Source organism: Cognatishimia sp., assembly GCF_964229375.1.
In the GTDB taxonomy this organism is placed as follows: Bacteria; Pseudomonadota; Alphaproteobacteria; order Rhodobacterales; family Rhodobacteraceae; genus Cognatishimia.
This window is the reverse complement of sequence record NZ_CAXREH010000103.1, coordinates 20,725-32,784: the sequence shown is the minus strand read 5'-3', so window position 1 is coordinate 32,784 and position 12,060 is coordinate 20,725. Positions and strand designations below refer to the sequence as shown.

The following is a 12,060-nucleotide window of genomic DNA, read 5'->3' as shown; positions in this document are numbered from 1 at the left end:
GATCAGTGACCCAGGATCTGGCTGAGGAACAGCTTGGTCCGGTCGCTTTGTGGGTTATTGAAGAACGCTTCTGGTTCGTTCTGTTCCACAATTTGACCCGCATCCATAAAGATCACGCGGTTCGCAACCTGACGCGCAAAGCCCATTTCGTGGGTCACGCAGAGCATGGTCATGCCCTCTTCCGCCAGCTCGATCATGGTGTCCAGAACCTCTTTGATCATCTCTGGGTCCAGAGCGGATGTTGGTTCGTCAAACAGCATGATACGTGGCTTCATGCAGAGCGAGCGGGCAATCGCCACACGCTGCTGCTGACCACCGGAAAGCTGACCTGGGTACTTGTTCGCCTGATCTGGGATCTTCACTTTTTCAAGGAAGTGCATCGCCCGTTCTTCGGCTTCTTTCTTAGGTGTTTTACGCACCCAGATCGGAGCCAGCGTACAGTTTTCCAAAATCGTCAGATGCGGGAAGAGGTTGAAGTGCTGAAAGCACATGCCAACTTCGGAGCGGATCTTGTCGATGTTCTTAAGGTCAGAAGACAGAACCGTGCCGTCCACTTCGATCAAACCCTGCTGGTGTTCTTCCAGAGCGTTGATGCAGCGGATGAGCGTGGATTTACCAGAGCCGGACGGCCCACAGATAACGATACGTTCGCCACGGTTAACGGTAAGGTCGATGTCACGCAGCACGTGGAAAGACCCGTACCATTTGTTCATCTTTTGAATTTGGATCGCGACTTCGTCCGATACTTTCATTTGAGCATTAGACATTGAGATTAATCCCTATGATCAGTTTGCAGCTGGCGTTCGAGCCACTGCGAATATTGTGAAATGCCGTAGCAGACGACAAAGAACAGAAGGGCTGCAAAGCCAAAGACTTCCCAGTAGATCCCGGTCCAGTTGGCCGACCCAAGGATCGGACCACGAATGGCACCGACGAGGTCGAACATCGAGATCACGGAAACCAGCGTGGTGTCTTTGAACAGACCCACAGCAACGTTCACGATGCCCGGGATGGAAATCTTCAGAGCTTGCGGCAGAATGATCAGACGCATCGCCTGAGAGTAATTCAGACCCAAGCTGTCTGCGGCTTCGTATTGGCCCTTCGGCAGCGCGGCCAGACCGCCACGGATCACCTCGGCAATATAGGCCGCCGAGAAGAGTGTAATCATGATGATTACCCGCAGGATCAGGTCGATGTTTGCATCCGGTGGGAAGAAATACGCCAGAACAACGTTTGCTACGAAGAGCAAAGTGATCAGCGGAACGCCCCGCACGAATTCAATAAAGACCACGCAGATGCCTTTGATGATCGGCATAGACGACTGACGACCCAGCGCCAAGGCAATCCCAAGTGGGATAGACAAGGACACACAGATCGTGCCGAGGATCATGTTGAGCATAAAGCCCCCCATGTCGCGGCTTGCGACCGGTTCAAATGCTAGGAACCCAGAGGCTGCGCCCGAAAGCATACCGCCCACGCGCCACACAACGATGGCTGCGATGACGCCGGCAATAAGGCCCAGAACAAAACCAGAGCGCTTCTCGCCTTCAAGGAACGCGTAATAGGCTGCGATGAAGCCGATCAGACCCACGATAGGTGTCAAGATTGTGCCGCCCCAGATCAGCCAGAAGGCGATGAACGGGTAAAGCAGAGTCAGAACCAGAAGCCGTCGTGGCAGATTGCTGAACAGCACTGGCGATACGCAGGGCAACAGCAGGACAAAGGCCAGGAACGGACGCCAGTAGCTTTCAGACGGGTAGCTGATCCCAAACAAAAGCTGGTTCCAGCGCTCACCTAGAATGGCAAAACACGCACCGGATTGGCCTTCAAGCGCGGCCACACAGTCTGCAAGGCTATTGCCTTCCCAGACACCATTGGCAAACCAAGGATAAACGCCGACCACGATCCGAACGATGAAATAGACCGCCAGAATGGTGAGGATCGAGTTGAGCCAGCCTGAGAACAGGTTCTCACGCAGCCATTTGACCAACCCAGCTTCCCGCGCCGGTGGCGGGGATGGAGGGATCTGATCGTGACGAACAAAGGATACATCAGACATATCAGCGCTCCTTCAACTTAACGGAGTTGTTGTAGATGTTCATAATCACAGAGATTGTCAGGGACACACAGAGGTAGAACAACATCAACAGGAGGATGGCTTCGATCGCCCGACCCGTCTGGTTCAGCGTGATGCCGCCCAGCGTACCGGTGATATCCATATAGCCCACAGCGATCGCCAAGGACGAGTTCTTGGTGATGTTCAGATACTGCGAGATCAGCGGTGGAATGATGACGCGCAGCGCCTGTGGCAAGATCACAAGGTTCATGATCCGACCCGGACGCATCCCAAGGGCTGCGGCGGCTTCGGTTTGACCTTTGCTGATCGCCTGAATACCCGCCCGCACGTTTTCCGCAATAAAGGCACCGGTATAGATCGCCAGCGCGAACCAAAGTGCGATCAGTGACAGACGCAGGTGAATACCGCCTTGGAAGTTAAAGCCCTTCAGTTCTGGACGCTCCAGACCAACAGGCTGTCCCAAGAGGAAGTACATCACCAGACCAGGAACGATCAGAATTGCCAGAGACGGCCAACCGGTCGGCAGCATACGTCCGGTGCTATACAGCAGGTTGCGCGCATAGCGACGATAGACAAACACACCAATGATCGAGGCCAGAATCGTCAACCAGAACACAACAGAACCGCTGCCGTTTTCAAAGGCTGGGATGTAAACCCCGCGGTTGGTGAAGGCGACCAGATCAAGCCAAACCTCGGACGTCGCGTTTTCCCCCCGGAACGCCCGCGGTTGTGGCAGGGCATTGGACATCGCAAGAAAGATGATCAGGATCCAGATCAGAACCGGAACGTTGCGGAAGGCTTCGACATAGATGCTCATCAGACGCGCGACCAACCAGTTGTTGGACAGGCGCAGAACACCGGCAATCACACCGATCACAGTCGCCGAGGCACAGGCCAGAACAGCTACGATCAATGTGTTGATCGCGCCTACAATCGACGCACGGGCGTGTGTGGACTGTGACGTATAGTCGATCGGTCGTTGGTTAATGTCGTAACCCGCTGGTTCTCCTAGGAAAGCCCAAGAGATATCGAGACCATTGCGTTCAAGGTTCGTAAGAAGGTTGGAGATCAGATAGCCGATGCCAAGAAGCAAAAGCAAAAGCGCGATAAACTGGAACGTATACGCGCGGTAGCGTGTGTCGTTGATCAGCATTCCTATGCGGAAGCCGTCTTGACGCACACCTGGGTCAGGTATTGTGGACATATGTGTCCTCTGTCAGCAAAAGCCGTCTCCGAGCAAGCAGCGCTCTTAGAAGAGGCAAAGTTTCGTTAGCTTTGGCGCTTTGCTAAACAAGCCAGGACCTGCAGATACAGTCAAATACACGTCTCCAGACGGGTTCGTGCATACCCCATCCCAACTTGTTCTTTTGTATTGAAAACGCCCCAGAAAAAGAAAGGGCGTGGCAAGCCACGCCCCTTCCAAAGATCAACTTAGCGGAATGGTGGGGAGTAGATCAGGCCACCGTCGGTCCACTTGGCGTTTACGCCGCGTGCCAGACCGATGTTTGTGTCTTCGCCGATGTTGTTTGCAAAGACTTCGCCGTAGTTACCGCCCGCCATGATAGCGCGCTTCGCCCACTCTGCGTCCAGACCAAGCATCTCACCCAGAGTACCTTCGGTACCCAGCAGACGGTTGATTTCTGGAGTTGCTGGGTTCGCCGCAGCTGCCAGAGTTGCGATGTTGTCAGAAGTAACACCCAGCTCTTCAGCAGTGATCATTGCGTTCAGAGTCCAGCGAACGATGTCGCCCCAGTTGTTGTCGCCGTGACGTACCAGTGGGCCCAGTGGCTCTTTGGATACGATTTCTGGCAGAACAACGTAGTCACCTGGGTTTGCGAAGTTTGCACGCTGAGCAGCCAGAGCGGATGCGTCAGTTGTGTAAACGTCACATGCGCCGGACAGGAACAGCTGAACCGCTTCGGAACCGGTTTCGATTGGCACTGGCTCGTAAGAGATGTTGTTCGCGCGGAAGAAGTCCGCCAGGTTCAGTTCGGTTGTTGTACCGGTTTGGATACAAACAGTCGCACCGTCCAGCTCTTTCGCGGAAGAAACGCCCAGTGCAGTTGGAACCATGAAGCCCTGACCGTCGTAGTAGTTTACGCCAACGAATTCAAACTTCAGGTCAACGTCACGAGAGAACGTCCATGTGGTGTTACGTGCCAGCATGTCGATTTCGCCTGCTGCCAACGCGGTAAAGCGAGTTTTACCGGTGGTTGGAACGAACTCAACAGCAGTGGAGTCGCCCAGTACAGCAGCAGCAACCGCACGGCATACAGCTACGTCAAAGCCCTGCCACACGCCGTTTGCATCAGGCTCAGCAAAGCCTGGAACGCCGGTGGAAACGCCACAGTTCAGTTTGCCGCGCGCCTTGACGTCGTCAAGGGTACCAGCAAACGCAGCGCCAGCAGACAGTGCAAGTGCTGCTGCGCCGAAAATAACGGATTTTTTCATTTTTACCTCTTCCTGGTTGTCGCCCTGATTGGGCGGCTATTGATTCCGTTTTATTGGAACCTTTTACCCGAGTGGAGTGCTCCCCAACCCAGTGGCGCCAAGTTTGGCCAAAAATAGACTGGAAGGTCAAGCCTATCTGTCACATTTGACGTGAAATCTCGGCGGCGAACGGCGATTGGTATTCCTTAGGCGCAATCGCCTATTGTTTGCGCAAACAATAGAACAAGTAGGCGTTTTTAAAGGCAGATTTCTTGATCTCTGCTTGCTCTTGCGCCTCTTCGTCGACGCCCCACTGCTCTTCTTGCCAGGTTTCGTCCAATCTCGAATGCGCCCAAAGTTCGTCGATTGGGGCGAAATCTGAAACAGCGGCGAATCCCAAGACCAGGGATCCGGACAGACAAACGAGGTCATGAAAGGCCGCCAGCTCGAAATTATCCATCGCATGAACCGCTTCTCTGAGCGCCTCAAGTGCCTCCGAATCCTGCCCGTGGAACATCACACCTGCCGCCGGTTTCAGACGCGCGCCATAGGTTTCTGCGGCCCAATCCAACAACGGATCCCAGGCAGCATTTTGCCGCGCCACCAGCGCGTCTGGGGCCTCAGCGCGATAGCACAATAGATCCGTGCCACCGTATTCCGCCAGCATATCCGCAACCTCAGCATGCTGCAGCGCGACTTTGTCCAGCGCCGAATTTGCGCAGCGAGTCACAGGCATCGAAAGCGGATCGATCTGCTCGTCTTGCGCGTCCCATTCAGCGGCAATCGCCTCGGCCAAGGCGCGGGTGGGAACAACAACAGGTGTCTTTGCCGGGGTCTTCAAAGGGCGTCCGTCCAGCTCGATGGCAAAGCCTCCGTCGACCTCCGCAACACCCGCAGTTTTCCAAAATCGTTTCGCCGAATTCCAGCCAGCCATTATTCTATCCTAAGATTTGATCCAAAACCGGAAGAAGATCCTCGTACCGGTCAATGATGATGTCCGCCGCACCAAGCTTGTCGCGGCTGTGATACCCCCAGCTGACGCCGATGCTGTGCATGCCCGCAGCCCGTGACATCTCCATGTCAAAACTGGTGTCGCCAATCATGACCGCGCGCGGCGCGTCCACGCCAGTTTCTGCCATCGCAGTGGTCAGCATCGACGGGTGCGGCTTGGACGGATGATGGTCTGCCACCTGTTGCGTGACGAAATACTGCTGCAGTTCGTGGCCTTCAATCAGAGTGTCCAGCCCGCGTCTGGACTTGCCCGTGGCAACCCCCAAAAGCGTGTCCGGCTCGGCGCGCAAATGGTCCAGAACAGAGCGCGCGCCAGGATAGAGTGGCGACGACGAGCGGCTGCCTTTTTCCGCCCGCAATTGCTGATAGGCTTCCTTATAAGCATCGACCAGATCGATCTGCTCGCCAAGGCTGGCATCAGGTGCCAGCCGCGCCATTGCCACATCTAGCGACAGCCCAACAATCGAGAGAATGTCAGACCGCTCAGGCGCCGGCTTGTTCACCGTTGCAAAGGCGCGCGTCATCGACCCGACGATGTCGCCCTGGCTGTCCACCAGCGTCCCGTCGACATCAAAGACCACCAGCCTCAAGGCGCTCATCGCAGCTCCTCAAACGGGTCTTCCTGCGCCATGTCAGGGGTCCAGTCAAAGGTTTCAAACGTATGCGCCATATGCTCGGGCATAGGCGCCGTAACCGTCATAACGGATTTCGTTTCTGGATGTTCAAAGCGCATCAGTCGCGCGTGCAGGTGCAGCTTTTTAGAAATGATGCCGCCCAATTGCGCACCCCACCCGTCGCCGAGGTTCTCTTGGCCGGATCCGCCGTATTTGCCATCGCCAATGATCGGGTGACCAATTTCTGCCATATGCGCACGAAGCTGGTGCGTGCGCCCGGTGATCGGCTCCATCGCAACCCATGCTGCGCGGCTCGCCACACGATACAGCGTTGCATATTGCGTCAGCGCCCGCTTTGCACCCGGTGTATCGCCTACGTCGCGCGGATGCACACAGTGCATCTTTTCACCTTCCCCGCGGCGACCATGACCCGAGGCCTTGACCAACCCGTATTTGATCTCGCCCAGATAGGGGGTCGGCACGCCAGCAACGACGGCCCAATAGATCTTTCGGGTCGCGTGATGTCGAATAGAGGTGGTCAACGCCTGCGCCGCCGCTCGTGTCCGCGCCAGCAGCAACACACCCGAGGTGTCTTTGTCCAAACGGTGCACCAGACGCGGCTTCTCGTCATAGCCAAACTTCAGCGCCTCGCTAAGCCCATCCACGTGGCGGGTCTGCTTGCTGCCACCTTGCGTGGGCAGGCCGGGCGGTTTGTTCAACGCGATGATATGATCATCGCGATAGATCACGCAGGACTGGATCAGCTTTTCATCCGCGGCCGACACTCTGTTGGTGCGCGGCTTGGGCGGCGGTGCCTGATCTGGCAATGGTGGCACGCGCACGGTCTGGCCAGCCTCAAGCCGTGTAGCGGGTTTAACCCGCCCGCCATCCACGCGAAGCTCGCCTTTGCGGCACATCTTTTCGATGCGAATTTGATTGAGCTGTGGAAAGGTCGCCTTAAGCCAGCGATCCAGACGCATATTTGCGTCTCCTTCTGGCACTTCTATGTTTTGAACACCACTCATGCCCATATCCCCCGAGCAAGCCAAACGCCCAGACACAGGGCCGCAATGGACGCAACTACTGACAACACAACATAGAAAGCCGCGCCGACGGTGTCGCCTTTTTCAAACAAGCTAACCGCCTCTAGCGAGAAAGCGGAAAACGTCGTGAACCCGCCTAAAAGACCGGTCATCACAAAGGGGCTGAGGTGCACAAGACCTTTGCGTTCGGCCAGCACCACGAACAGCCCCATAAGGAATGAGCCGACAATGTTCACACTGATGACACCCAGCGGAAAGCCTGCCCCGAACAGGCGCAAAACACCCAGTCCGGTCAGATAGCGCAACACGGCGCCCAACGCGCCGCCCAGCGCAACATATGTCAGGTTCAAAAGCATTCAGGCTCTCTCGCCTCTACCCCGTGTCTTGTCAACCGTAGCAGGATTTTGTGATGGGGATTTGCCAGATTTTCAATCAATGTTGCGGCGCGCAGCTTCGGGCAAGGGGCATAAGAAAAGCCGCCCGATACGGGGCGGCTTTGGGGATCGCGTGTCAGACGCGCTGCGGAACTGGCGGATCAGAACACCAATGCGTTGCAGCGGGCTTCGCGCTCGGCTGCGGTCTCGGTCGGGGTTTCGTCCAGACGCACTTTGCTCAGATTAAAGCGGTTGATTTCCTTTGCCGACATCCAGTGCATGCCCTCAGGCGACGCGGCCTCGAGTGTGAACCAGTAAAACGACGCTGGCACGTTCACCGTTTCGTAGAAATCCAGATAGAGATCGTGCGCCTCGTCGGAGCGCGGCAGGTCAGCCCCTGAGTCAAAGCCGAACAGATTGCCGATGGCCCAGCTGTGCACCCCGACGCAGGCGCCTTTTTCAATGACACGGTTCTTGCTCATGACAGCCATATCAGTGCCGCCTGATGCAACCAAACCATTGGCCGGAACTCGTGTCGCCAAATTGTTGTCTTTGACCAAAGCCGCCAAGGCGTTCAGAGAGGCTTCATCATCCGCAGACCCCGGAACATTGACCAGTCTCAGTGTGGTGATTTCAGGCGAGTCCGCGAGGGCTGCGCTGATCGTCTCGACAGTGTCTGCGTCGATGACGCCGGTCACATCCAGAGTTTTTCCGTTCTTTTGAACAGTCACGTCTTCATAGGCGAGGCTGCAGGCCGAGACGCCCAGAACAACTAGGGCCGACAGTGTAAATCCACCCAAGCGGGTCATGCGATGTTTCATTTTGCGATCCTTGTTTCGCGAGAGCCCCGCCGCTGCGAGCGCTCTGGTTGGGAAGTGATGACACCCAAATAAGAAACGCCCGTTGCGACATCATTCGCGTTTGATGGAGGTTTTGTGGAGAGGTCAGGCGTTTGTCAGCGGCAGGTCGATGTGGATCTCAAGCCCGCCCCCATCGCGTGGTCGCGCCCCGACGCTTCCGCCATGCGCCTCGGCTATGGCTTTGACGATTGAGAGGCCTAGACCCGAGCCGCCAAGCTCTCGCGAGCGAGAGGCTTCGGCGCGTTGAAAGGGTTCAAAAACTACTGCGCGAAAATCAACGTCCAGACCGGGGCCGCGATCCGCCACGACTAGTCGCGCCGTGTCTTGGTCTGCTGAAACCGAGATGTCCAACGTCTCGCCTTCGGCTGCATATCGGATTGCGTTTTCGATAAGGTTGGACAGTGCCTGCCGCATGCGATCAGGATCGACGTCGGCAACAACAGCCTCACCCGCAAGCACGACAGTGATTTGGGCGGTGTCCAAAGGCTTGGCGTGAATTCCCACCACCGACCGCACCAGAGCCATAAGGTCGGTTTTTGCCGGCACCAAGGTCAGATCCCCGCGCGAAGCCAGCGACAGGGTTCGCAGATCTTCGACGACGCGCGCCAAAACCTGCGACTGCGCCAGCAAACGCTGAAGCTCGTCTGTCGAGACATCGACAACTCCATCAATCATGCCATGCAGCTTCATTTGCAGCGCGGCCAGCGGGGTGCGCAGTTCATGCGCGATGGCCGCGGCGTCCTCTTTGATCTGTTGATCCGAGGCCTGCACCATATCCAGCAAGCTGTTGACGTTTTCAATCAGAGCCCCAATTTCACCACCTTCCTGCGACCGCGGCACTGGCGCGCGAGCCGACAGGTTTCCGCTGGCCACCGCCTGCGCCGCTTGGCCAACATCAGAAATCGGCTTGGTGATCCGCATTGCCAAAATGGTGCTGGCGAAGACCGATAGCGGAATGGCGACGCCCAGACCCAAGAGTATCGTCACATTTTCCGAGATCGGGTCCAGCGCCGCACTCAGATCGTCGGCAGCAAAGAACGCCTCGCGCTCGGCCTCGGACAAAGTGGCCAGAAACGCTATGTCGACGACAATATAGGCAAGCGTAAACAAAACGAAAAACGCACACAGCAGCGCCACAAACCACAGCGCCAGACGGAACCACAGTTTTCTGAACATGCCCGCGCCCATCATTGTGGCAGCAACCGGTAGCCCACACCGCGTACGCTGCAGATGTGATCTTCCGCGCCCATCGCCGCGAGCTTCTTACGCAGATGGCTGACATGGCTGTCGATTGTGCGCTCGACGGCATCGCTGTCGGCAAGGCAGGCATCCAGCAAATCCGAGCGCGAAAACACCCGCCGTGGCGCGCGTACCATATGCGCCAGCAGGCGAAACTCGGTGAGGGTCAGATCCAAAGACCGCCGGTTCTCACCCTGCACAACAAAGGCGCTGTGGCTGTCTTGGTCGATCTCGACAAGGCCTGCCTGCAGTTTGGTTTCGCTCTTGCCCTGCGATCTGCGCAGAACGGCCCGCGCGCGAGCGACGATTTCCATCGGATTGAAAGGTTTCACAACATAGTCGTCCGCCCCCAGACGCAAGGCCAGCAGCTTGTCCAGATCCTCGCCCAGCGCGGTCGCCATGATGACGGGCGTTGTGCCGCGCTGATTGATCTCTTTCAGGATTTCGATGCCGTCCTTTTTGGGCAATTTCACATCCAGAATAACGATGTCCGGTCGCAACATATCCAGCTGTGCCAACGCCGTTTCGCCATCCCGCGCCGCGACGGTGCGAAAGCCGTCGCGCTCAAAATAAGCGACAAGAACCGAGGCAATATCCGGTTCATCTTCGACAATCATGACAAGCGGTTGAAAATCATCGGTCATAAGAAGGCTTGATCCATTGGTCTGACGTGAGTGTGCGCTCCTGTTGCCTGCGGTGCAAGCGGTTCCAGAACGGCTGCGGTCAGTCTTGCCAGACTTGGTCGATGCTGCGCGAAGATACGATGGAGATTACGTGGAGAGACCACGCCATGCGCAGGGTTCACCGCCATTTGACGGGTCCGAACACGGTTGTGACATTCAATTCTAAGCAGAGTTTTTTGAAATGACGTCCCGCGACTTTGCCTAAAAAGGGATGAGATCCTGTAGCGAATATACTAGCCTAACACAAAATAGGTCGCAGAGTGTGACGTAAACGGGGACTGAACCCCGAGAAAGAGATTGGCCACCGTGACACAGAAAACCGATACCTGGAAATTGAGCGCCTCTGAAATCGTCGAGGCCACACACTCTGGCGCGCTCAAAGCAATCGACGTCACCGAAGCCGCACTGGCCCGCATGGAGGCCGTGAACCCTGATCTGAACGCCGTGGTAGACAGCTGCGCGGACACAGCCCGAGCCGAAGCCGAAGCGCTCGACGCAAGTTCTGGGCCCAAAGGTCCGCTGCATGGCGTTCCAGTGACCATCAAGATCAACGTTGATCAGAAAGACTATGCCACATCAAACGGCGTGGTGGCCTTCAAGGATATCATTGCCCCTGATGACTCTCCCATTGTGCGCAGTCTAAGGGCAGCAGGGGCTGTCATCATCGGGCGCACCAACACGCCAGAGTTTTCGTTTCGTGCCGATACGGACAATCCGCTGTTTGGGCGCACGCATAACCCTTGGGGTCAGCATATCTCGGCAGGCGGCTCTTCTGGCGGTGCTGGCTCTGCGGTTATGGCAGGCATCGGCGCGCTGGCGCATGGCAACGATATTGGCGGATCGCTGCGGTTTCCGGCCTCGGCCAATGGCGCGGTGACCGTAAAGCCAGGACTTGGCCGCGTACCAGCCTTTGCGCCGTCCCAAAAGAAAGAACGCGGCCTGCTGGCCCAAAGCATGTCCGTACAAGGGATCATTGCGCGCAGCGCATCCGATCTGCATCTGTCCATGCCGACGGTCATCGCACCAGACGCGCGCGACCCATACCATGTTCCCCTGCCCTGGCGCGGCGCGCCAATTGAGGGGCAGATTAAAGTGGCCGTCACCCGCGATGATTTCGGCTTTGGACTGGACCCAGACGTTGCAACCGCAATCGACAAAGCCGCCTCGGCCCTGTCAGATGCAGGCTATGCCATCACCGAAGTGCAGCCGCCTTTGGCCAAGGAAACCGGCGACATTGGTTATCGAACCCTGCTGGGCGAGGTCAAAGCCTTGATCGGGCCTGACATCAAAGAGCACGGGTCTGACACGATCAACGAGATCTTTGACGAGTACTTCCGCCAGTTCCCGGTTTTCGAAGGCGACGCGCTTTTGACCCAACTGGCAGAGCGCACCCGCTATGCCCGTGCCTGGTCAGAGTTTCTGGAAGACTATCCGCTGGTTCTCACGCCATTCATGCTGAAACCCTTCTTTGCGCCTGGACGTGACACCGAAGGTGCAGAGGGCGTGCGCGACGTGCTGGGTCAGGCGCATTGGTCCTTCGTCATGAGCTATACGGGCCTGCCCGCAGGCAACATCCCGACGCATATTGCCCAGACAAAAGAGGGGCCCAAGCCAATCGGCGTTCAAATCGCGGGTCGCAGGTGGCGCGAGGATCTGATCGTGGACGCCATGCAAGCCATAGAACAGCGCATTCCGCCAACGGCCCCGACGCTGTGGGACCGCATGTAAC

At 56.9% G+C, this 12,060-nt stretch carries 12 protein-coding genes; 1 reads left to right on the top strand and 11 read right to left on the bottom strand.

The genetic code is table 11. The features are described 5' to 3' along the window. Positions 1 to 2 precede the first annotated feature (2 nt). From ACEQWH_RS08215 to ACEQWH_RS08165, 11 genes are all read right to left on the bottom strand, one after another. Positions 3 to 767, bottom strand: a complete 765-nt coding sequence (locus ACEQWH_RS08215; protein ID WP_370229612.1) for an amino acid ABC transporter ATP-binding protein — start codon at positions 765 to 767, stop codon at positions 3 to 5. A 5-nt stretch (positions 768 to 772) separates the two neighbouring features. Next, on the bottom strand, positions 773 to 2,059 hold the full coding sequence (locus tag ACEQWH_RS08210; RefSeq protein WP_370229611.1) for an amino acid ABC transporter permease: 1,287 nt from the start codon (positions 2,057 to 2,059) through the stop codon (positions 773 to 775). 1 nt (position 2,060) lies between these two features. Further along, a complete protein-coding gene (locus tag ACEQWH_RS08205; protein ID WP_370229608.1) occupies positions 2,061 to 3,281 on the bottom strand; it encodes an amino acid ABC transporter permease in 1,221 nt (406 codons plus the stop codon). A gap of 227 nt (positions 3,282 to 3,508) precedes the next feature. Continuing rightward, on the bottom strand, positions 3,509 to 4,528 hold the full coding sequence (locus tag ACEQWH_RS08200; RefSeq protein ID WP_370229606.1) for an amino acid ABC transporter substrate-binding protein: 1,020 nt from the start codon (positions 4,526 to 4,528) through the stop codon (positions 3,509 to 3,511). Between the two features lie 199 nt (positions 4,529 to 4,727). After that, positions 4,728 to 5,441 carry an ATP12 family chaperone protein gene (locus tag ACEQWH_RS08195; protein ID WP_370229604.1) on the bottom strand — a complete coding sequence of 238 codons (714 nt, stop codon included), beginning with the start codon at positions 5,439 to 5,441 and terminating at the stop codon, positions 4,728 to 4,730. Positions 5,442 to 5,445: 4 nt separating this feature from the next. Beyond that, positions 5,446 to 6,117 carry an HAD-IA family hydrolase gene (locus ACEQWH_RS08190; RefSeq protein ID WP_370229602.1) on the bottom strand — a complete coding sequence of 224 codons (672 nt, stop codon included), beginning with the start codon at positions 6,115 to 6,117 and terminating at the stop codon, positions 5,446 to 5,448. Continuing rightward, positions 6,114 to 7,157, bottom strand: a complete 1,044-nt coding sequence (locus ACEQWH_RS08185; RefSeq protein WP_370229599.1) for an RluA family pseudouridine synthase — start codon at positions 7,155 to 7,157, stop codon at positions 6,114 to 6,116. Before ACEQWH_RS08185 ends, ACEQWH_RS08190 begins: the two co-directional genes overlap by 4 nt. Continuing rightward, positions 7,154 to 7,531 carry a fluoride efflux transporter CrcB gene (gene crcB, locus ACEQWH_RS08180; protein WP_370229597.1) on the bottom strand — a complete coding sequence of 126 codons (378 nt, stop codon included), beginning with the start codon at positions 7,529 to 7,531 and terminating at the stop codon, positions 7,154 to 7,156. Before crcB ends, ACEQWH_RS08185 begins: the two co-directional genes overlap by 4 nt. 179 nt (positions 7,532 to 7,710) lie before the next feature. Beyond that, positions 7,711 to 8,370: an alpha/beta hydrolase gene (locus ACEQWH_RS08175; protein ID WP_370229596.1), complete on the bottom strand. Its 660-nt coding sequence runs from the start codon at positions 8,368 to 8,370 to the stop codon at positions 7,711 to 7,713. Positions 8,371 to 8,493: 123 nt separating this feature from the next. Then, on the bottom strand, positions 8,494 to 9,585 hold the full coding sequence (locus ACEQWH_RS08170; protein WP_370229594.1) for a sensor histidine kinase: 1,092 nt from the start codon (positions 9,583 to 9,585) through the stop codon (positions 8,494 to 8,496). Positions 9,586 to 9,596: 11 nt separating this feature from the next. Further along, positions 9,597 to 10,292 (bottom strand): response regulator, encoded by a 696-nt coding sequence (locus tag ACEQWH_RS08165; protein WP_370229592.1) that lies wholly within the window; start codon positions 10,290 to 10,292, stop codon positions 9,597 to 9,599. Positions 10,293 to 10,637: 345 nt separating this feature from the next. Here ACEQWH_RS08165 and ACEQWH_RS08160 point away from each other — a divergent pair, with 345 nt between their 5' ends. Then, complete coding sequence (locus tag ACEQWH_RS08160) at positions 10,638 to 12,059, top strand: amidase family protein (RefSeq protein WP_370229590.1); 1,422 nt, start codon at positions 10,638 to 10,640, stop codon at positions 12,057 to 12,059. The last annotated feature ends 1 nt before the right edge of the window (position 12,060 follow it).